We start from the raw sequence: 19,982 nt of genomic DNA, 5'->3' as shown, positions 1-19,982 counted from the left end.
GCCGTGCCGCTTGGAAGCCTTTCGCGCATGCGGATGCGCTCACATTCAGGGGAAAAACATGACCAATACAAACAAAAAAGCCTACCTGGTCGGCGGCGGCATCGGCTCACTGGCTGCGGCCGCCTTCATGATACGCGACGGCGGCATGCAAGGTAGCAACATCACCATCTTCGAAACATCGCCCGTGACGGGCGGCAGCCTCGATGGCGGCGGCAATGCCGAGGATGGCTATACCTTGCGCGGCGGGCGCATGCTGACCACCGACAATTACGAGTGCACCTGGGATCTGTTCAAGAGCATCCCTTCGCTCGAACATGCGGGCCAGAGCGTCTACGATGAAACCATCGCCTTCAACGAACGGCACATTCCCCACTCGCGCGCGCGTCTGGTCGACCGCAACCGTTTCAAGGTCGATGTCAGCAGCATGGGCTTTTCCATGCAGGACAGGCTGGAACTGCTGAAGCTGACGGAAGCCGATGAAGACACGCTGGGCAGCAGCGCCATCACGGACTGGCTCTCGCCCGAATTCTTCGACACCAAGTTCTGGTACATGTGGGCCACCACGTTTGCCTTCCAGCCCTGGCATAGCGCCGTCGAGTTCAAGCGCTATCTGCACCGCTTCATGATGGAATTTTCGCGCATCGAAACCCTGGCCGGCGTCAAGCGCACCGTCTACAACCAGTACGACTCGCTGGTGCGCCCGCTGGTCGCGTGGCTGCAGGAGCAAGGCGTCAACATCATCATGGATTGCACGGTGACCGATATCGAGGTACAGGAACCCGAAGGCCGCCTGACTGCCACCGCCCTGCACTGCCAGCGGCGCGGCCTGGCCGACGTGATTCCCGTCGCCGCTGGCGACCTGGTGTTTTTCCAGAACGCCTCGATGACGGATGCCTCCAGCTATGGCAGCATGCACAGCGCACCGGCCAAGCGCACGAAAAACGACAGCCAGGGCTGGCGCCTGTGGGAAAAGCTGGCCGAAGGCCGCCCGGCGCTGGGCCGTCCAGCCGCCTTCAACAGCAGCATCCCCGAATCGTACTGGGCCTCGTACACGGTCACTTTGAAAGACAGCGCCTTCTTTGACAGGATGGAGCAATTCACGGGCAACAGCGCGGGCACGGGCGGCCTCGTCACCTTCAAGGACAGCAACTGGTTCATGTCCGTCGTGCTGGCGCACCAGCCCCATTTCGCCGGCCAGCCCGAGGGCGTGCAAGTATTCTGGGGCTATGCGCTGCACCCTGACCGCATCGGCAACTTCGTCGCCAAGCCCATGTCCGAATGCAGCGGCGAAGACATCCTGCGCGAGCTGTGCGGCCACCTGAACTTCGACCTCGACATCATGGCCACGGCAAACTGCATTCCCTGCCGCATGCCCTACATCACCAGCATGTTCATGCCCCGCGCAAAGAGCGACCGCCCGCTGCCCGTGCCGGCCAGCTCCGTCAACCTGGCCTTCGTCAGCCAGTTCGTGGAAATCGCCGACGATGTCGTCTTCACCGTGGAATACTCGGTGCGCGCGGCGCAGACAGCCGTCTACCAGCTGCTCGGCGTGCAGCGCGCAGTGCCGGCCATCCAGGCGCACGACAAATCGCTCAAGGTCAAGCTCGATGCCGTCATCAAGGCCTTCAAATAGCCTTGTTGCTGACGCTTGCGCGCAACAACGGCCGCGCCATCGGCCGCGCAGGCGCCTGATTTAAGACTGGCTTCAGCCTCGCCGTGCATCGTGGATAGGGCGCCAGCAGCAATGGCGCCTTCCCTCACACTCACGGGCACGGCCCAGCGAAAGAGCCAAGATGACAACATGGATGCGCGCCAACAAAGGTTTTTTGATGTTTCTGCTGCTGTTCGGCGTGTTCCGCACGGCCGTGGCGGACTGGAATCCGATACCGTCGGCGTCCATGCGGCCCAACCTGCTCGAAGGCGACGTGGTCTTCGTCAACCGCCTCGCCTTCAACCTGAAAGTGCCGCTCACCGATATCGTGCTGCAGCGCCTGGGTGAACCGCAGCGGGGCGATATCGTCACCTTTTCCTCGCCAAAAGACGGCACGCGATTGATCAAGCGCATCATCGCCCTGCCCGGCGACACGGTGGAAATGCGCAATGAAAAGCTGGTCATCAATGGCCAGCCCGCCCGCTACACGGCGCTCGACACGGCGCCCGAAACCATCGCCCACCTGGGCCAGCTGACGGCGCAGCGCATCAGCGAGCGCAACGCAACCGAGCAGCACCGCATCCAGGTCTTGCCGCAAATCGCGGGCGCGGCGCGCAGCTTTGCCCCCGTGACGGTGCCGGCCGACCACTTCATGATGCTGGGCGATAACCGCGACAACAGCGCCGACTCGCGCTACTTCGGCTTCGTGCCCCGTGAATTACTGATCGGCAAGGCCGAGCGCATCCTCGTCTCGGCCAATATTGACGAGCATTGGCAGCCGCGGCTGCAGCGTTTCGGCATGAAGCTGGAGTAAACATCCGCTTGCAACGGCGCCGCGCTTTTCGGTTAGCATGGCGCATCATGCAAAACTTTCCCTCAGCCAGCTTGCAGCGCGCCAGCGACGATGCCGCCCTGGAACAGCTGGCGCAGTTCCTGCGCCGCCATCCCGACGTGCTGCTGCTGACGGGCGCCGGCATCAGCACGGCGTCCGGCATACCAGACTACCGCGATGCGGACGGCGTGCGGCGCGGCAACGCCCCCGTGCAAGGTCCCGATTTTCGCCGCCAGGAAGCCGTGCGCCGCCGCTACTGGGCGCGCAGCATGGTGGGCTGGCCCACCCTGGCGCGCGCCACGCCCAATCCCGGTCACCTGGCCATCGCGCAATTGGCCCAGCGCCAGCACATCGGCGGCCTGGTCACGCAAAACGTCGATGGCCTGCATCAGCAGGCAGGCAGCGCCGCCGTCACGGAGTTGCACGGCAGCATACACGGCGTGGTGTGCCTCGATTGTCAGGCCCGCCATACGCGCCGCCTGATCCAGGATCAGCTCGAACGCGACAATCCGCAGATGCTGGGTGCCACGGCCACGCCGGCGCCCGACGGCGACGCCTTGCTGGAACCAATGCAGCTGGCCACCTTCCACTTGCCCGCCTGTCCCCGCTGCGGCGGCACCCTGCAGCCCGACGTGGTGTTCTTTGGCGATGGCGTGCCCGCCGCCTGCGCCGCCGAGGCCGAGCGCAAGATGCAGGCCGCCAGCGCCTTGCTGGTGGTTGGCTCGTCCGTGATGGTGTATTCGAGCTTTCGCCTGTGCCGCATGGCGGCCGAAACGGGCAAGCCCGTGGCCGCCATCAACCTGGGCAAGACGCGCGCCGACCATTTGCTGGCATTCAAGACCGAAGCACCGGCACAGGACATCTTGCCTGCATTAGCGGCCATGCTGGGCTGATGCTGTGTCGGCGCTGCGCCGCTCTCGCTATACTGTGGCATTAACGAGGAGAATTCATGCTGGAACTGTTGAGTGAACACGCCTGTTTTGGCGGCGTACAACGCTTTTATCGCCACGACGCGCACGCCATCGGCTTGCCCATGCGTTTCTCGGCCTTCATTCCCGATACGCCGCCAGGCGCCACGGCCAGCACCAAACGCCCCGCCCTGTTTTACCTGGCGGGCCTGACGTGCACGGAAGAAACCTTCATGATCAAGGGTGGCGCGCAGCGCGTGGCGGCCGAGGAAGGCTTGATCCTGATCGCGCCCGACACCAGCCCCCGTGGCGCGAATATCGCGGGCGAGACGGATGCCTGGGATTTCGGCGCGGGCGCCGGCTTTTACGTCGATGCCACCGAAGCGCCGTGGAGCAGTCACTACCGCATGTACAGCTATATCCTGGAACTGCGCGCCCTGCTGGAACAGGAACTGGCGATCGACGCGCAACGCACGGGTATTTTCGGCCACTCGATGGGCGGCCATGGCGCGCTGGTGCTGGCCTTGCGCAACCCTGACCTGTTCCGCTCCGTCTCCGCCTTCGCCCCCATCGCCGCGCCGAGCCAGTGTCCGTGGGGCAAAAAAGCATTCACGGGCTACCTGGGCAGCGACGCAGCCAGCTGGCAGCAATACGACGCCAGCGCACTGATGCGCGGCCTGCAAGGCCAGCCGGCACTATTTCCCAATGGCATCTTGATCGACCAGGGCCTGGCCGACAAGTTCCTGCCCGAGCAACTGTACCCCGAGGTCTTCGAAGCTGCGTGCCGCGACGCCGGCCAGCCATTACGGCTGCGCCGCCATGCCGGCTATGACCACGGCTATTACTTCATCGCCAGCTTCATGGAAGAGCATGTGCGCTTCCATGCGAAGAACCTGCGCGCCGCCTGACCAGCTGCGCTACTGCGCCGTACTGGTATGCCCGCTGAAATGGCGCGTGTACCAGTCGGTAGCCAGCAAGGCCGCCTGGTGGCGCGTGTCGGGGCCGCCGGGTGCGGCGATCTGTTCCAGTTGTTTGTCGCAGCGCAAGGTGGCAAACGCCATGCGGTTCAGGCCAGCCACGTCGGGGTCGCGCCCGCCCACGATCAACAGCGATGGCACGCGCACGTTTTCCAGCGCCGCCTTGCCCGCCATTTCCACCTGGCCATCGCAGACAGCCAGCGCGGCGATTTCCGCGCTGCGCCAGGCTGCCAGCTGCATCACCACGGCCGCACTGGTGCCATAGCCATACAGGCCGCAGGGCAAGCGCCGCGTGGACGGGTCGAGCTGCAGCCAGCCCAGGGCTTTTTCCAGTTGACGCGCCAGCAGCACGATATCGCTGCGCACGAAATACGCGTGGCCATTGCTGCCGCCACCGGGCCCGACACCGCCCTGGTCGAAGCGCAGGGTGGCGATGCCCGCCCGCAAAAAATCCTGGGAAGTGGCGTGGCTGGAAGCGCCCAGGTAATCGCTATCGGCGCCCGCGCCATGGGCAAACAGGACGATGCCCACGGGCCGCTCGGGCATTTCAAGCACGCCGTCCATTTGAAGTTCATCGGCCGTGATGCTGACAAATTGTTCTTGCATGGCTGCCTCCGCTATCGAGCTGGAATCGAACTGAGATCGAGCTGAAATCACGCTGCTAGTGCGCTGATTTGGCCGGACCGGGCGCCGCCTGCGCGCCCTGAGCGGCAATTCTCAGTGTACCAGCCTGCGCCCATTCACGCGCGGCGCACGTCATTTTTCCGCGCGTCCGCATCAGACGGCGCCGTGCCGGTCCAGCCCCTTCAGCACGGCTTCCGGCCGGATCGGCAAATGCCGCACGCGCGACGCCACAGCGGCGAAGATGGCATTGCCGATCGCTGGCGCCACGGCCGTCGTGGGCGGCTCGCCCATGCCCGTCGCCGTTGCCGTGCTGGCCACGAACTCGATGTCGAGCTCGGGCACGTCGGCCATGCGCAGCGGTGTGTAGGTATTCAGATTGGTATCCTTCACTTCGCCGTTGAGGAAAGCCGTACCTTCATGCAAGGCCATGCTGACACCCCACAGGGCGCCCCCTTCCGCCTGCGCCAGGGCGCCATCGGGATCGACGATGCTGCCCGCGTCGATGACCATGAACAGCTTTTCGACTTTCACCATGCAAGTGCTGCGGTCCACTTTCACCCGGGCAACGCAAGCCGTCCAGGTCGGCATGTCGCGCTCCTGGCCGAACGTGGCGGCGATGCCCAGGCCCGTGTCGGGTGGCATGGCCGTGCCCCAGCCCGCCTTGTCCGCCACGCGCTGCAGCACATGGGCCAGGCGCGCGGCGCCGCCGACGGCATTCGGCGCGCTGCCCGCATTGCGCCCCGTCGCCTGCAGCAGCGACAAACGAAAGGCCAGCGGATCGACCTTGGCCGCCTGCGCCGCCTCGTCCATAAAACTTTCCACGGCCCAGTTGGTCCAGCCCGGCCCCACGGAGCGCAGCCAGCCGGGACGGAAACTGCTGTTGGCCAGGTCGTTCGACACGGCCCGCACGCGCTGCGCACCCACCGTATACCAGTGGTCGGCGCCGGCGATGGCAAACGGGTCGTACGGATGGCCCTGCTTATCCTTGGCCAGGAAGGCGGGTATCATCGCTTGCGTGGGCCAGCCTGCGCTCGCTTCGTGCACCATCGCCGAGACCTTACCCGCGTCGTCGAACGCCATGCGCACATGCTGCACGGATGGCGAACGGGGCGAATCGAAACGCGCATCGTCGGCCCGCGTACAAATCATCTTGACGGGACGTCCCACGGCTTGCGCCGCCAGCGCGGCCGGCACGCAATAATCGCCATTCAAGCGCCGCCCGAAGGCGCCGCCGAGCAGATAGGTATGCAGCATCACCTTGCTCTCCGGCACCTTGAGCGCCTGCGCCAGCACGGGCAGGATCAGCGATTGCCACTGGTTGCCCGCATGGATATGCCAGACGCCGTCGATTTCCTGCGCCAGCGCATTCACCGGTTCCAGCTGGAAATGCAGCACGGTGCTGGTCGTGTAGTGGCGTTCCAGTTGCAGGCTGGCATCCTTGAACGCTTGTTCCACGCCATCATCATCGACCACGCGGGCACCCAGGCTCGTGTCGGCCAGCTGCTTGGTGGCATAGTTGACGATATCCTGTTCCGACACGTGGGCCGCCGCACCGGCCCGCCACTTTACCTGCACCAGGTCCGCCGCGCGCATGGCGGCCGCATACGTCTCGGCCACCACCATGACCCAGCCGGGCACCGTGCCGCTGGGGTCTTGCAAGGCGAACGAACGCAGGTAGCCCTGCACCTTCTTGGCCGCCGAGTCGTCGATGGAGACGACTTTTGAGCCGTAGCGCGTGGGCGGGATCTTCGGGCGCGCATACAGCATGCCGTCGACCTGCGCATCGATGCCGTACACGGCCGTGCCATTGATTTTCGCCGGAATGTCCAGCGCCTGCACGTTCTGGCCGATCAGGCTGCGCTGCCGCGGCGTTTTCAGCACGATGGCTTGCAATTGTCCGGGCGTGTACTGGCGCGCCAGCTTGCCACGGCGCACGATGTCGCCATAGCTGATCGAGCGCCCACGTCCATGCACGACACCGAGCCGGGCGTGGCAGGCGGAGACGGGCACGCGCAGCAACCGCGCGCCCTCCTCGACCAGCGCGAGGCGGCCGGCCGCGCCGGCACGGCTGAGCGGGTCGAAATTCTGCCAGACGGACCAGCTGCCGCCCGTGACCATCAAGCCCCATTTGGGGTCCGTGTCCACGTAATGCAGGCGCACCTTGCTCCAGTCCGCTTCCAGCTCCTCGGCCACGATGCGCGCCAGGGCCGTGCCGATATGCTGGCCCATTTCCGCCTTGGCGATATTCACGGTGATCATGCCGTCACGCTCGATCTTGAACCAGATGCTGGGGTCGAACACGGGCGCCGCGCTTTGTTTTGGTGGCGCGGGCGACACCTTGCCGGCGGCCAATGAGCTGTCGGCGCGCAAGAAAGCCAGCGTAAACCCCGTGCCGGCGGCGGCGATCAGGAAACCGCGCCGTCCCAGCGAGCTGGGATGGGCAGCAGAATTTTCTTTCGGCAACTTAAACACCGGGCGCCTCCTGCATGCCGGCTGCCAGCTTGATCGCCTTGCGGATGCGCACGTACGCCATGCAGCGGCACAGGTTGCCGCTCATGACGGCATCGATATTCGCATCCGTCGGCTGCGGATAGTCTTTCAACAAGGTGGCCGCCTGCATGATCTGGCCCGACTGGCAATAGCCGCACTGGGGCGCCTGCGTGGCGAGCCAGGCCCGCTGCAGCGGGTGCGTGCCATCGGGCGAGAGGCCTTCGATGGTGGTGATGGCGCAACCGGCCACGGCGGCAATCGGCGTGATGCACGCGCGCATGGCACGGCCATCGACGTGCACGGTGCAGGCGCCGCACATGCCGATGCCGCAGCCAAACTTGGTGCCTTTCAAATGAGCTTCGTCGCGCAGCACCCACAGCAGGGGCGTCTCGGCGTCGGCTTCGGTGCCGAAGGGCTGGCCATTCACGGTCATGTTATACATAGATTCTTTCAAGAATTACTTGCCGGCGCGCGCGCGTGCCACGGCCGCTTCCAGGTTCATCCAGGCGGGCTGAGGGCTGCGGCTGCGGCGCAGATAGGCGGCCAGCTGGGCCACGTCGTTGTCCGTCAGCGAGGCGCCAAAGCCGGGCATCAGCACGCCGGGCATGGCCGCGTCCTTGCTGATGCCGTGCAATATCACCTGGATCAGGTTGGCGGGATCGGGCGCACTGACAGCGCTGTTCAGGCTCAGTTCCGGACGCAGGGCCACGGGCCGGCCATCGCTGTTCGAGTGGCACGACGCGCAGGCGGCCACGTACAGACTGGCGCCACGGTCGTTGTCGACCAGGCTGACCCGCTGCGAGCGGGCGATACCGGCTTTCACGACGGTATCGGTATCGATCTGACGTTGCTCTGCACCGGCCACGCCGGCAAAATACGTGGCCAGCGCGCGAATATCGCTGTCGGACGACGCGCCCATGCCTTCGTGCACGACGGCCGACATCGGGCCGGCCGCCACGCCGTGCAGGGCCGTCGCTCCCGTGCGCAGGAAGGCGTACAGCTCATCCTGCGTCCACGGCAAGGGCGCCGTATTGGCACTGGTCAAGGCCGGCGCATACCAGTGATCGATGGAAGCGCCCAGATAGGACGAGCCGGCAAGCTCGGCACCCAGCGCATTGCGCGGCGTGTGGCAGGCGGCGCAATGGGCCAGGCCTTCGGCCAGGTAGCGGCCCCGGTTCCAGTCCAGTCCTTGGGTGGCATCCGGCTGATAACTGGCCGGCTTGAAAAACAGCAACTTCCAGCCCGCCTGCAAGGGGCGCAGGTTCAAAGGGAAAGGCACGCTGTTGGCGGGCGCGACCGCATACACGGGCGGGCGCGTCATGAAATACGCGTACAAGGCCGTCATGTCGGCGTCCGAGACGAGGTTGAAGTGGGTGTACGGAAAGACGGGATACAAATGGGCGCCATCGCGGCCCACGCCTTCGCGCATGGCCCGCTGGAAGGCGGCCAGCGACCAGCGGCCGATGCCCGTCTGCCGGTCCGGCGTGATATTTGTCGCGTAGATCGTGCCGAACGGCGTGGCCAGGCCATGGCCGCCCGCGTAGTCGGCGCCGCCCTGGGCCGTATGGCAGGCGGCGCAATTGCCCATGCCGGCCAGGATGCGGCCCCTCTCCACCACCTGCGGGGAAAAGGCCGTGGCGGCGGGCGGATCGATGGGTGCCAGCGCGGGGCGCCAGTAATACAAGTAGGCAGCCAGCGCCGCCACGATGAGCAATGCCAGCGACAGCAGCAGGCCGGAGAAAATCTTTTTGAGCAAAACAGGAGTCCGATAAAAGGCTAAGCACGCGCCTGCCGCGCACGGACGGCAGCAACAGGGCAAATATTGACAATGATAGGGACAATCTTACCGCGATTGTGACTTGTTGTATGTACGCAATGACACGCAGGCAACGCCGCGGGCGGGCTGCGCCTTATAATCAGCGTTTCAGCACGCCGCCGCGCCTTCATGCATACCGTTACCATCATCCTCATCCTCGTCTTGAGCGTCGTCCTGTGCGGCTTCATCGCCCGTTCGCGCTGGGTCAAGCTGCCGCTGCCCCTGATCCAGATCGCTGGCGGCACGGGATTGGCCCTGTTTGGCGTGCAAGTGCCGCTCGATCCCGACATTTTCTTCCTGCTCTTCATTCCGCCGCTGCTGTTTCTCGATGGCTGGCGCATTCCCAAGGGCGCCTTCTTTTCCGATGCGCGCTCGATCCTGATGCTGGCCATCGGTCTGGTACTGTTTACCGTGCTGGGCATGGGTTTCTTCATCGACTGGCTGATCCCCAGCGTGCCGCTGGCCGTCGCCTTCGCGCTGGGCGCCATCCTGTCGCCGACGGACCCCGTGGCCGTCTCGGCGATTGCGGCCGGCAACCCGATCCCGCCGCGCCTGATGCACATCCTCGAAGGCGAATCCCTGCTGAACGACGCCTCGGGCCTGGTCTGCTTTACGTTTGCCGTGGGCGCCATGATGACGGGCGGCTTTTCCATCGGCGCCGCCTCGCTGAGCTTCCTGCAGGAAGCCGGCGGCGGCATCGTCATCGGCCTGGCCATCTCGTGGGGCGTGGGCCTGGCAAACAAATGGCTGGTGAGTAAGGTCGGTGAAGAGCCGGGCCTGCAAATCCTGATCAGCATCCTGATCCCGTTTGCCGCCTACCTGGGCGCCGAGCAAATCCACGGCTCGGGCATCCTGGCCGCCGCCACGGCGGGCGTATCGATGCATTACGCCGACCTGATCGGCCGCCCACTGGCCGCCACGCGCACCCAGCGCAAGGCCGTGTGGGATACCGTGCAACTGGTCTTGAATGGCGTGATCTTCGTCATGCTGGGCGCGCAGCTGCCCACCACCGTGGCCGGCTTGCCCGCCGCCTCCATGGAAGTGGGCGCCGGCAGCGCCTGGAAACTGCCGCTGTTCGTCATCGCCATCACGGTGGGGCTGACCTTCATGCGCTTCATCTGGGTCTTCATTTCCATGAAACTGACCCTGTTCAAGCACCACAAGAAAATGGCCGGCGAACCGAAGGACGCGGCGCTGCTGGCCCGCCCCAGCCTGCGCCTGCTGCTGGTGGCCTCGTTTGCGGGCGTGCGCGGCGCGCTGACCCTGGCCGGCATCCTGACCCTGCCGTTGTTCTTGCCTGACGGAAATCGTTTCCCCGCGCGCGACCTGGTCATCTTCCTGGCCATGGGGGTGATTTTGCTGTCGTTGCTGCTGGCCAGCGTCACCCTGCCCCTGCTGACCAAGGGCCTGGTGTTCGCGCCGCCCGCGCGCCGCTCGACGGAAGAGCGCAATGCCCGCGCCGCTGCCGCCGAAGCGGCCATCGCGCGGCTGGAAAAAGTCTGCGAAGGCATCGACAAGAATGACAAGCAGCAAGTCGTCACCGAGGCTGCCAACCGCCTGATCGAAGCCTACCGGCGTCGCCTCGCATACGGCGAAAGCAGCAACGACGAGGCGACGCGGCTGCAGGAACTGGCCAAGGCCGAGCGGGCGCTGCGCCTGGAAGCGCTGAACGCGGAACGCGATGAACTGTACCGCCGCCGCATCTCGGGCGAACTCGACGACACCATCCATTTGCGCCTGCTGCGCGAAATCGACTTGCTAGAAGCGACATTGGAAGAATAGAGACAGTCCTGCCCTGCTTCAGCCATGTTGACATGCAATTCTCATGGTAAAGAATGCAAGTTTTCAAATTGGTGTTTATAATGCAAGGTTATATCGCACAATTGATTTACTTTCAGCATGCAGTTCCGTAGAGTCTGTGTTGTCAAGTAACAATTTGAGTAGCCACCCGACCTGAATAAAGACACCCGACGCCGTGCCCTCCTCCTCTCGCCACCGGCAGCGCCTAGCGCTGCCCGCCCTGCTCGCCTTCGTGCTGCTGGCCTCGCTGTTCGCCTGCGGCGCGCTGACGCCGTGCGCGGCGTGGGCGCAGGCGGGCGCGGCGGCCGACGCCAGGCGACCGGCCGAGGTAGCCCAGGTCTTGTTTGGCATCATCAGCTATGTGCGCTGGCCCGTGGCGCGCCTGGAAGTGCGCGTCTGCATGCTCGGCGTGCCCCGCTATGGGGCGGCCATCGTCGACAAGCCCGCCTCCAGCCTGGGCCAGCGCATCCGCGTGAAAGTCCCGGCGGCGGCCGCAGCAGCTGGCGAATGCGACGTCATTTACCTGGGCAGCCTGCCCGAGGGGGAACGCGACCAACTGCTGGCGCAGATCATCGGCAAGCCGATTTTATCGGTCGCCGAACCCGGCACGGGCTGCAGCGTGGGCACCATGTTCTGCCTGCGCCTGAACGACGCGCAGATCGGTTTTGACGTCAACCTCGACGCCATCGCCCGCAGCGGCCTGCGCGTGCATCCGAACGCCTTGCAAATTGCACGTCGCAAGGCACCGCAGCCATGAGCGCCAGCATGCCTCCCCAGTCGGCGCGCAAGCCCCGCCGCACGCTCGACAGCGTGCTGCGGCGCGCCCACCTGAGCGTGTCGCTGATCGCCGTGCTGGCGGCCGGCCTGACCCTGACGGCCGTGGCGCTGCTGGCCCTGCGCGTCTATTCGGACCGCAACCTGCGCCTGGTGGCCCGCTCGATGAGCTACACGGTGGAAGGGGCCGTCGTCTTTGGCGACGCCTTGGTAGCCAAAGAAGCGCTGGCCTTGATCGGCGTCAATGAAGATATCGACCAGGCACAGGTGAGCGACAAGGCCGGCAAGGTGCTGGCCCGCTGGGAACGGGGCGAACACGGCACACGCTACTACATCGAACGCGCGCTGACGGGGTGGATGCTGCCCGATTCGCTGACCCTCCCCGTCATGCGCAATAACCAGGCCATCGGCAGCCTCACCCTGGTGCCGCACAGCCGCAGCCTGCTGCCCTTCCTGCTGAGCGGCCTCTCCTGCCTGCTCGCTTGCCTCGTACTGAGCCTGGTCGTCGCCGTGCGCCTGTCGCGCCGCATGGAAACGGAAATCACCTCGCCCCTGCGCCACCTGGCGGAAACGGCCCACCGCGTGCGGCGCGACCGCTCGTTCGAATTGCGCGTGCCGCCAGCCAACATCGCCGAACTGAACCAGCTCAATGACGACTTCAACGCCCTGCTCGACGAACTGGAGGCGTGGCAAAGCCATCTGCAAAAGGAACACGCCTCGCTGTCGCACCGTGCCAACCACGACAGCCTGACGGGCCTGTCGAACCGCGCCTTCATGGAAGCAGAACTGGAACGCGCCATCCTCGAAGCGCGCATCGGCAATGGCAAAGTGGCCGTGTTGTTCCTCGACAGCGACCGTTTCAAATACATCAACGACACATTTGGCCATGCCTCGGGCGACCACGTGCTGGTGACGATCGCCGCGCGCATCAAGCAGCAATTGCGCGAGGGCGACCTGGTGGCGCGCCTGGGCGGCGACGAATTCGCCATCCTGCTCAAGCCGCTGCGCAACAGCAGCGACGCCATGCACATCGCCGACAACATCATCGCCGCCATGGCGCAAGCCATTGAACTGCCTACCGGCAACAGCATCGTCAGCTCGCTGACTATCGGCGTGGCCGTCTTCCCCGATCACGCCATCGACGCCGTCTCGCTGGTGGGCGCGGCGGACGAAGCCATGTACCGCGCCAAGCAGGCGCAGCGTGGCACGCGCCAGGTGGCGCGCCTGCCACAACCCCAGATTCACCCCTGACCCCAAGGAGCAACACCATGCAACTCATCTACACGCAATTACGCCGCGGCTTCCTCGGTCTGTTCATGCTGGGCCTGTTGGCCGCCTGCCAGAGCACGCCAGTGATCAAACCGCTGTTCAACGCCGAGCAAGTCGCCACCCTGAAGGAGCAAGGCTTCACGCAGACGGATGAAGGCTGGGAGCTGAGCTTTACCGACAAGCTGCTGTTCGAATTCGACGCTGCCAAGCTGACGGCCCCGAGCCGCAACGCCATCCAGAAAATCAGCGCCGCCCTGCTGAAAGTGGGCATTACCCACATGCGCGTGGAAGGCCATACGGATAACGAAGGCACGGAAGCGTACAACAACAAGCTGTCGCTGGCGCGCGCCAACGTGGTGGCCGACGCGATGAGCGCCTCGGGCATTCCACGCGACAACATCAGCGTCAAGGGGCTGGGCATGAGCAAACCCGTGGCCTCGAATGCCAGCAAGGCGGGCAAGGCGGAAAACCGCCGCGTCACCGTCATCGTTTCGGCGCCTTGAGCGTGGGCGTGCCCGCCGTGCGCTGGGTCGTGATGGGTGTCTCCGGCTGCGGCAAGAGCGCCGTCGGCAGCCTGCTGGCCGACGCCTCGCACGTGCCCTACGTGGAAGGCGACGACGTGCATGCCCCGGAAAACGTGGCCAAGATGGCCGCCGGCATTGCGCTCGACGATGCCGACCGGGCCGGCTGGCTGGCCGCCCTGCGCGAACGCATCGCCACGGCCCGCGCGCAAGGCAGCGGCCTGGTCGTCTCCTGCTCGGCCCTGAAGCGCGCCTACCGCGACGTACTGCGCGAGGGCGACCCGGCCCTGCGCTTTGTCCACCTGGACGGTCCGCGCGCCGTGCTGGAGCGCCGCTTGCAGCGTCCCGGCCATTTCATGCCGCCCAGCCTGCTCGACAGCCAGCTGGCCACCCTGCAGCCCTTGCAGCCAGACGAAGACGGCATCGTGCTCGACATCCGCCAGCCGCTGCCCGTTTTGCTGGAACAGATCCTGCAGGCGTCCTGACCGGCAGCCGCGCGGCTGGACAGCCCGCGGCCCCCTGTGTAGACTGGCGCGCACTTTCATAGGGATTTTCATGAACACACCAACGACAAAACCAGCACCGGGCCCGGAATTCTGGGAACGCGCCGACCAGGTCATCGCCCTGGCCAATGAACAATGCCAGCATAGCGGTGGCAATGAAGTGGCCACCTCGCTGCTGTACGCGGCAGCCCGCTTCAACGCCTTCCTCGTCGCCAGCAAGAGCAACGACGTGGCGAAGATGCAGGAAGAAAAGGAAGGCGCCGTGGCCTTCTTCACGGAGCAGTACAAGCGCATGCTGACCGACAACTTCAACGACTACATCACCAACTTCGACAAGTACACGCAACCGTCGTCGGCCCCCAAGGGTTGATGACGGCTGCCAGCCTGGACAGCCACCGCGCCCGCTCCACGCGCGCGGACAGCGTGCTGCACGGCGCAGTGCGCCATGCGCCTTTGCCATCGCTGTGGCTGACAGCCATGCTGGCTGGCGCCGTGACCGGCGCCCTGCTCTTCTTCAGCTGGACCGGCCTGCTGCTGTTTGTCAGCGGCACGGCCATCGTCCTGCTGTTCGGCCACTCGCTAGGCAGCCACCGCAAGCTGATCCACGACAGCTATCAATGCCCGCAATGGCTGGAATATGTACTCGTCTACCTGGGCGTGCTGGTGGGTCTCAGCGGCCCGCTGGGCCTGCTGCGCCAGCACGAACTGCGCGACTATGCCCAGCGCCTGCCCGACTGCCATCCCTACCTGCGCCACGGCGCCGGCTTCTGGCGCGATGCCTGGTGGCAATTATTCTGCCGCCTGGACCTCGACCATCGGCCGCACATCGCCATCGAACCGCGCATCGCGCACGACCGCTTTTACCGTTTTCTGGAAACCACCTGGATGCTGCAGCAACTGCCGTGGACCCTGCTGTTCTTTGCCTGGGGCGGCTGGGGTTTCGTCTGCTGGGGTGTCTGCGCCAGAGTCAGCGCCGGCGTGCTAGGCCATTGGCTGATCGGCTACTTCGCCCACAACCATGGGCAAATGCATTTTCATGTCGATGGCGCCGCCGTGCAAGGCAGGAATATCCGCCTGACGTCGCTGCTGACCATGGGCGAATGCTGGCACAATAACCACCACGCCTATCCGGGCTCGGCCAGGCTGGGCCTGCTGCCGGGCGAATGGGATCCGGGCTGGTGGGTCTTGCTGCTGTGGCAACGCATGGGCCTGGTGTCCGGCCTGCGCCGGCCGCAAGACCTGGCGCCGCGGCCGGAACTGCGCCGCCTCGATCATGCCGACAATCAAGCGTCGTCGCCACCGGCCAGGTAATTGTTCTTCACACGCACATAATGTTCGGCCGAATAGCGCAGGTAGGCGATCTCCGCCTCCGTCAGTGCGCGCACCTTGGCCGCGGGCCGGCCCACATACAGATGGCCGCTTTCCAGCACCTTGCCCGGCGACACCAGGCTGCCCGCGCCCAGCATCACGTGCTTTTCCACCACCACGTCATCCATGACGATGCTGCCCATGCCGATCAGGCATTCGTCGCCGATGGTGCAGCCATGCAAGATCACGGAGTGGCCGATGGTCACGTACTTGCCGATGGTCAATGGAGAACCGTCAGGCTTGGCCGCACTCTTGTGCGACACATGGCCCATAGAAAAGTCCTGGATATTGCTGCCCTCGCCGATGACGATGCGGTTGACGTCGCCGCGCAGCACGCTGTTGCACCAGATGGAACAGTCATCACCGATCTGCACATCGCCAATCACTTGCGCCGTGTCATGCAGGTAGACGCGCTCGCCCACGACGGGACGGGTATTCAGGTAGGAACTGACAGGCATCGCTTTCTCACTCTTCATTAATAGTAAAAGTAAACATTCACACCCAGCCGGCGGCCAGCGAAAAATCGCCAGGCCATGCGCCAGGGAGCTCAACTCGGCCATCGCTCACATCGGGGAAAGTACGGTGCCAACGGACACGGGCGCAGCAATTGTATGCGGCGGCTGGCAAAATGGCTATGCCGCCGTCAAGCCGCCTTGCGCCAGCCATGCATCAGCACGTGCGCCGCCAGCCCCGCTGCCAGTCCCCACAGGGCGCCGCCCACGCCCAGCAGGGTCACGTTCGCCGCCGTCGCCAGGAAAGTGATCAGCGCCGTTTCGCGCATGCGCACGTCCGCCATCGCCTGCGCCAGGCTGTTGCCGATGGCGCCCAGCAGGGCCAGGCCCGCCAGCGCCGTAATAAAACTGCGCGGCAAGACCATGAACAGGCTGGCCAGGGTGACGCCGAAGATGCCCACCAGGATATACAGCACGCCGCAGGCCAGCCCGGCGACATAGCGCTTCGACGGCTCCGCATGGGCATCCTTGCCCGTGCAGATGGCGGCCGTGATGGCGGCCACGTTGAAGGCGTGCGCGCCAAATGGGGCCATGAGCAGTGAACCGAGGCCCGTCACCGTCAAAATCGGATTGGCGCTGACGGGGTAACCGTCATTGCGCAGCACCAGCATGCCGGGCATGTATTGGCCCGTCAGCGTGATCAGGAACAAGGGCAGCGCCACGCCCAGCAGCGACGCCACGGAAAAGCGCGGCATCTCTAACACGGGCGCGGCCAGGGCCAGTTCGATGCCTTGCGCATCGATGCGCCCTTGCGCCAGCAGCAGTGCCAGGCCGATCAGCATGATGCCGACCACGGCAAAGCGCGCGGTGAAACGGCGCAGCACGGCGTAAGACAGCAGCAGCACCACGACCAGCAGCGGGTCGGCGCTGGCGCCGCCAAACGCGTTCACGCCGAACTGCAGCAGGATGCCGGCCAGCAAACCCGCCGCGATGCCGCCAGGAATCCATCGCACCAGGCGCTCGAAGGCGCCGGACATGCCCAGCAGAATGAAGGCGATGGCCGACACCATATAGGCGCCGATCACCTCGGCATACGGCGTGTGCGGCATGACGGTGGCCAGGAAGGCCACGCCGGGCGTGGACCAGGCCGTGATGATGGGCGCGCGGTAGCGATAGCTGAGCCAGATGCCCGTCACGCCCACGCCGATGCTCAGCGACCAGACCCAGGACGCCGTCTGCGCCGCGCTCAACTGGGCCAGCTGGGCCGCCTGGAACACCAGCACGAAAGTGCCGCCATAGTTGACGAGCACGGAGATGCAGGCGGCCATCGTGGGGGCAGCAAGATCGCGCCAGTGCAGCCGGTCGGCCATGGCGGCGGTTGTGGTGGTGGTGGTTGTTGTCATGTGTATGCCCCTGCCATTGAAAGGGAGCATCTTAATGGCCACATGGACTGCTAAAGCAGTCCAATTCAAGTACATACAACAGACCACTTTGACGGCATCAGCCCAGGGCGCGCGCCAGGCGGACGATGCCGCCGTCGATCTCGTGCAGCGTGAGCGCAGCAAAGCCCAGCAGCCAGCCGCCACACTCGGGCGGCGTCGCGTACAGCCGGCTCAGGCCCGGCAACACGAGGCCCGCCCGCGCCGCCAGCCGTATCGTGTCCAGCTCATCCCTGCCCTCGTGCAGCAGGCAAGGCAGTTGCAAGCCACCCGGCGGCAGCTGCGCCGTGACCACGTGCGGCAAATGCCGCCGGACGGCCTGCGCCATCGCATCGCGGCGCACGGCGTAGACCTTGCGCATGGCGCGCACATGGGCCGCGAAATGGCCGTCCGCGATGAAACGGGCCAGTGTCAGCTGGTCCAGTTGCGGCGTGTGACCATCGAGGATGCTGCGCGCATAGGTCATCGGTTTCACCAGCGCGGGCGGCAGCACCATGTAGCCGATGCGCAGGCCCGGATACAGCGACTTGGCGAAGGTGCCCAGATAGATCGTGCGCTGCTGCGTGTCTAGCCCCTGCACGCACGCCGTCGGCAAGCCCGCGTAATGAAACTGGCTGTCGTAATCGTCTTCGATGATCCAGCCCTGGCGCTCGGCGGCCCAGGCCGTCAGGGCCAGGCGGCGCTCAAGCGCCAGCGTGACGCCCGTCGGGTACTGATGCGACGGCGTGACGTACACCGTGTTGGCGCCGCTGCGATCCGCCCGCAGGTGGTCGATCGACAAGCCCTGCGCGTCGACGGGCACGGGCACGACCTGCAATTGCGCCATTTCGAAGGCCTTGCGCGCACCAAAATAGCCGGGATCTTCCATCAATATCGGGCCATGCGCATCGGCCAGCACCTGCGCGCACAGATACAGCGCCTGGCGCGTGCTGCTCAAGACCAGCACCTGATCCGCCGTGGCCCGCGCGCCCCGCTCCAGGTTCACATAATCGGAGATGGCTTGCCGCAAAGGCTCCGCGCCTTGCGGGTCGCCGTGCAGCAGTATGCCGGCACGGTGTTCGCCGGCCGCCTGGCGCCGCAAGCGTTCCCACACGTCGAGTGGAAAGGCGCGCGTTTCCGGCAAGCCCGTGGCGAAAGCGTTGACGCTCTGCTGGTCGGTCACGCCGCCGCTGGCGAGAATCTGCGCACCGCGCGCACTGAGGGCCACCGGCTGCGCGGACAAGGGCGGCAGCGCAGCCGCAGGCTTGCCCAGCAAGCTAGCGCCTATCGTCGTCGAGACAAAACTGCCCGATCCCGTCTGCCGCTGGATATATCCGTCCAGGCGCAGCTGCGCGTACGCCATTTCCAGCGTATCGCGCGACACGCCCAGCGATTGCGCCAGCGCGCGCGTGGCAGGCAGGCGCAGGCCAGGCGCCAGCACGCCATCGAGTATCAGCTGGCGCAGCGCGCGCTGCACGCGCACGCGCAAGTCGAGCGCCGCCAGCTCGGGCGCGGCGAGGCGGATTTTCAGGGTGTCGAGTTCGAACTGCGCCGTCATATGATCTTGGCGCGGGCGGCAGCAACGGCAGCCACGGCAGCCATGCTGCTGGCCAGCGAAAAGCCGTGCTGCTGCAGCACCGCCACCAGCTGTTCGCTGGCGCAGCCCAAACGCAGGTTTTCCGCCACCCAGTCCTGCCAGGCGGCGCCGATCTCCGGCATCGGTTCCTCTTCCAGTGTGAGACCGAGTATGCAGCTGGCCAGCACGCCGTTGATGCGCTTCGTGTCGATCAGGTGCTGCACCACCGCGTGGCCCGACTGGGGAAACGGATGCAGGGTGCAGCGACCGAAGGCGGCCAGGCGCTGCGCGTGCATGGCGTCGAGGTTCACCGATTCGCTGGCGCCAGGGTTGGCCGCGTCCGGCCGCGTGCCGAACAGCAGGTGCAGCTGCGTATGCTCGGTCGCCCTGGCGCGGCACAGGGCCGCCAGGTCATAGTAACCCGAGAGCGGCGGGTCTTGCGCCAGCGACTCCATCACGGGCAGCCAGCGCAGCTCATGGTACAAACGCGCCTGCTGCACGTCGAGGAAAGACAAGGGGCCGAAGGCGACGATCTGCTGCGCATCGAGCAGCAAGCCAAACATGACGGCCGCATACGCGCCCATGGACTGGCCGAGGGTAGTGATGGTACAGGGCGCGATGCGGCGCACCAGTTCGCGCAGGGCCTGCGCCGTTTCATCCACATGGTTGCCCAGGCCCGCGATCTGGCGGTGATACCAGGCGTTGGCCGAATCGCGCACGAGGATCTTGTTCAGCGGCTGCCCGCTGACCTGCTCCAGCTTTCTCAGGCGCCCGTAAAAATCGAAGGCGGGACGCGAGGTCCACGAAACGAAGCCGAAAGCGATCACCAGCGGAGCGCCGGGCACGATGCGGTCGACCAGCACGTCGTCGCCAGTGGTGGCGACCAGTCGATTATCCAGCGCTTGCGCTTGCAGCATCGGCCCGGCTCCCCGATCAAGGTTGAAACAGCAGAAAGCATGAGTTTAATGCCGATGCTGGCAAAATGGAAAGCAATCGCCGCTAC

General features: G+C 65.4%; 19 protein-coding genes. 11 read left to right on the top strand and 8 right to left on the bottom strand.

Annotation, left to right across the window (positions count from 1 at the left end):
- Positions 1–58: 58 nt before the first annotated feature.
- The 4 genes from FJQ89_RS00795 (at position 59) to fghA (ending at position 4,299) form a co-directional block, all read left to right on the top strand.
- Complete coding sequence (locus tag FJQ89_RS00795; protein WP_141168651.1) at positions 59–1,633, top strand: oleate hydratase; 1,575 nt, start codon at positions 59–61, stop codon at positions 1,631–1,633.
- A gap of 160 nt (positions 1,634–1,793) precedes the next feature.
- Entirely contained in the window at positions 1,794–2,465 is a 672-nt protein-coding gene (gene lepB / locus FJQ89_RS00790; protein ID WP_141168650.1) for a signal peptidase I, read from the top strand.
- A gap of 47 nt (positions 2,466–2,512) precedes the next feature.
- Positions 2,513–3,376 carry an NAD-dependent protein deacetylase gene (locus FJQ89_RS00785; RefSeq protein ID WP_141168649.1) on the top strand — a complete coding sequence of 288 codons (864 nt, stop codon included), beginning with the start codon at positions 2,513–2,515 and terminating at the stop codon, positions 3,374–3,376.
- A gap of 56 nt (positions 3,377–3,432) precedes the next feature.
- On the top strand, positions 3,433–4,299 hold the full coding sequence (gene fghA, locus FJQ89_RS00780; protein ID WP_141168648.1) for an S-formylglutathione hydrolase: 867 nt from the start codon (positions 3,433–3,435) through the stop codon (positions 4,297–4,299).
- Positions 4,300–4,308: 9 nt separating this feature from the next.
- On the opposite strand, the gene FJQ89_RS00775 is transcribed toward fghA, so the two are convergent.
- The 4 genes from FJQ89_RS00775 to FJQ89_RS00760 form a co-directional block, all read right to left on the bottom strand.
- Positions 4,309–4,974: a dienelactone hydrolase family protein gene (locus tag FJQ89_RS00775; protein WP_141168647.1), complete on the bottom strand. Its 666-nt coding sequence runs from the start codon at positions 4,972–4,974 to the stop codon at positions 4,309–4,311.
- 171 nt (positions 4,975–5,145) lie between these two features.
- Entirely contained in the window at positions 5,146–7,464 is a 2,319-nt protein-coding gene (locus FJQ89_RS00770; RefSeq protein WP_141168646.1) for a xanthine dehydrogenase family protein molybdopterin-binding subunit, read from the bottom strand.
- Positions 7,457–7,924, bottom strand: a complete 468-nt coding sequence (locus FJQ89_RS00765; protein WP_141168645.1) for a (2Fe-2S)-binding protein — start codon at positions 7,922–7,924, stop codon at positions 7,457–7,459. Before FJQ89_RS00765 ends, FJQ89_RS00770 begins: the two co-directional genes overlap by 8 nt.
- 15 nt (positions 7,925–7,939) lie before the next feature.
- Complete coding sequence (locus FJQ89_RS00760) at positions 7,940–9,238, bottom strand: cytochrome c (RefSeq protein ID WP_141168644.1); 1,299 nt, start codon at positions 9,236–9,238, stop codon at positions 7,940–7,942.
- Positions 9,239–9,427: 189 nt separating this feature from the next.
- On the opposite strand from FJQ89_RS00760, the gene FJQ89_RS00755 reads away from it, so the two are divergent.
- The 7 genes from FJQ89_RS00755 (at position 9,428) to FJQ89_RS00725 (ending at position 15,476) form a co-directional block, all read left to right on the top strand.
- Positions 9,428–11,080: a Na+/H+ antiporter gene (locus FJQ89_RS00755; protein ID WP_141168643.1), complete on the top strand. Its 1,653-nt coding sequence runs from the start codon at positions 9,428–9,430 to the stop codon at positions 11,078–11,080.
- A gap of 193 nt (positions 11,081–11,273) precedes the next feature.
- Complete coding sequence (gene yfiR / locus FJQ89_RS00750) at positions 11,274–11,855, top strand: regulatory sequestration protein YfiR (RefSeq protein WP_243136331.1); 582 nt, start codon at positions 11,274–11,276, stop codon at positions 11,853–11,855.
- Positions 11,852–13,123, top strand: a complete 1,272-nt coding sequence (gene dgcN / locus FJQ89_RS00745; RefSeq protein ID WP_141168642.1) for a diguanylate cyclase DgcN/YfiN — start codon at positions 11,852–11,854, stop codon at positions 13,121–13,123. The genes yfiR and dgcN overlap by 4 nt, the downstream gene beginning before the upstream one ends.
- A 17-nt stretch (positions 13,124–13,140) precedes the next feature.
- Positions 13,141–13,644 (top strand): outer membrane lipoprotein YfiB, encoded by a 504-nt coding sequence (yfiB, locus tag FJQ89_RS00740; RefSeq protein WP_141168641.1) that lies wholly within the window; start codon positions 13,141–13,143, stop codon positions 13,642–13,644.
- Positions 13,645–13,652: 8 nt separating this feature from the next.
- Positions 13,653–14,147, top strand: a complete 495-nt coding sequence (locus FJQ89_RS00735; RefSeq protein ID WP_141172557.1) for a gluconokinase — start codon at positions 13,653–13,655, stop codon at positions 14,145–14,147.
- A 70-nt stretch (positions 14,148–14,217) separates the two neighbouring features.
- On the top strand, positions 14,218–14,535 hold the full coding sequence (locus tag FJQ89_RS00730; protein ID WP_141168640.1) for a DUF3144 domain-containing protein: 318 nt from the start codon (positions 14,218–14,220) through the stop codon (positions 14,533–14,535).
- Positions 14,535–15,476 carry an acyl-CoA desaturase gene (locus FJQ89_RS00725; RefSeq protein ID WP_141168639.1) on the top strand — a complete coding sequence of 314 codons (942 nt, stop codon included), beginning with the start codon at positions 14,535–14,537 and terminating at the stop codon, positions 15,474–15,476. Before FJQ89_RS00730 ends, FJQ89_RS00725 begins: the two co-directional genes overlap by 1 nt.
- Here FJQ89_RS00725 and FJQ89_RS00720 read toward each other — a convergent pair.
- The 4 genes from FJQ89_RS00720 to FJQ89_RS00705 form a co-directional block, all read right to left on the bottom strand.
- Entirely contained in the window at positions 15,449–15,991 is a 543-nt protein-coding gene (locus FJQ89_RS00720) for a gamma carbonic anhydrase family protein (protein WP_141168638.1), read from the bottom strand. The genes FJQ89_RS00725 and FJQ89_RS00720 overlap by 28 nt on opposite strands.
- Positions 15,992–16,176: 185 nt before the next feature.
- Positions 16,177–17,388 (bottom strand): benzoate/H(+) symporter BenE family transporter, encoded by a 1,212-nt coding sequence (locus tag FJQ89_RS00715; RefSeq protein ID WP_205704545.1) that lies wholly within the window; start codon positions 17,386–17,388, stop codon positions 16,177–16,179.
- 97 nt (positions 17,389–17,485) lie between these two features.
- Complete coding sequence (gene pdxR / locus FJQ89_RS00710; RefSeq protein WP_141168637.1) at positions 17,486–18,961, bottom strand: MocR-like pyridoxine biosynthesis transcription factor PdxR; 1,476 nt, start codon at positions 18,959–18,961, stop codon at positions 17,486–17,488.
- Positions 18,958–19,896 (bottom strand): hypothetical protein, encoded by a 939-nt coding sequence (locus FJQ89_RS00705; protein ID WP_141168636.1) that lies wholly within the window; start codon positions 19,894–19,896, stop codon positions 18,958–18,960. The genes pdxR and FJQ89_RS00705 overlap by 4 nt, the downstream gene beginning before the upstream one ends.
- Positions 19,897–19,982 lie beyond the last annotated feature (86 nt).

It is taken from the genome of Janthinobacterium tructae, from assembly GCF_006517255.1.
GTDB lineage: Bacteria > Pseudomonadota > Gammaproteobacteria > Burkholderiales > Burkholderiaceae_D > Janthinobacterium > Janthinobacterium tructae.
The sequence above is the reverse complement of the archived record's forward strand: the minus strand, read 5'-3'. Positions and strand labels throughout refer to the sequence as shown.

What these genes read in the sequence shown, in the direction of transcription:
- FJQ89_RS00795 (WP_141168651.1), top strand. Translation starts at nt 59, where the DNA reads ATGACCAATACAAACAAAAAAGCCTACCTGGTCGGCGGCGGCATCGGC.
- lepB (WP_141168650.1), top strand. Translation starts at nt 1,794, where the DNA reads ATGACAACATGGATGCGCGCCAACAAAGGTTTTTTGATGTTTCTGCTG.
- FJQ89_RS00785 (WP_141168649.1), top strand. Translation starts at nt 2,513, where the DNA reads ATGCAAAACTTTCCCTCAGCCAGCTTGCAGCGCGCCAGCGACGATGCC.
- fghA (WP_141168648.1), top strand. Translation starts at nt 3,433, where the DNA reads ATGCTGGAACTGTTGAGTGAACACGCCTGTTTTGGCGGCGTACAACGC.
- FJQ89_RS00775 (WP_141168647.1), bottom strand. Translation starts at nt 4,974, where the DNA reads ATGCAAGAACAATTTGTCAGCATCACGGCCGATGAACTTCAAATGGAC.
- FJQ89_RS00765 (WP_141168645.1), bottom strand. Translation starts at nt 7,924, where the DNA reads ATGTATAACATGACCGTGAATGGCCAGCCCTTCGGCACCGAAGCCGAC.
- FJQ89_RS00755 (WP_141168643.1), top strand. Translation starts at nt 9,428, where the DNA reads ATGCATACCGTTACCATCATCCTCATCCTCGTCTTGAGCGTCGTCCTG.
- dgcN (WP_141168642.1), top strand. Translation starts at nt 11,852, where the DNA reads ATGAGCGCCAGCATGCCTCCCCAGTCGGCGCGCAAGCCCCGCCGCACG.
- yfiB (WP_141168641.1), top strand. Translation starts at nt 13,141, where the DNA reads ATGCAACTCATCTACACGCAATTACGCCGCGGCTTCCTCGGTCTGTTC.
- FJQ89_RS00730 (WP_141168640.1), top strand. Translation starts at nt 14,218, where the DNA reads ATGAACACACCAACGACAAAACCAGCACCGGGCCCGGAATTCTGGGAA.
- FJQ89_RS00725 (WP_141168639.1), top strand. Translation starts at nt 14,535, where the DNA reads ATGACGGCTGCCAGCCTGGACAGCCACCGCGCCCGCTCCACGCGCGCG.
- FJQ89_RS00720 (WP_141168638.1), bottom strand. Translation starts at nt 15,991, where the DNA reads ATGCCTGTCAGTTCCTACCTGAATACCCGTCCCGTCGTGGGCGAGCGC.
- FJQ89_RS00715 (WP_205704545.1), bottom strand. Translation starts at nt 17,388, where the DNA reads ATGACAACAACCACCACCACCACAACCGCCGCCATGGCCGACCGGCTG.
- pdxR (WP_141168637.1), bottom strand. Translation starts at nt 18,961, where the DNA reads ATGACGGCGCAGTTCGAACTCGACACCCTGAAAATCCGCCTCGCCGCG.
- FJQ89_RS00705 (WP_141168636.1), bottom strand. Translation starts at nt 19,896, where the DNA reads ATGCTGCAAGCGCAAGCGCTGGATAATCGACTGGTCGCCACCACTGGC.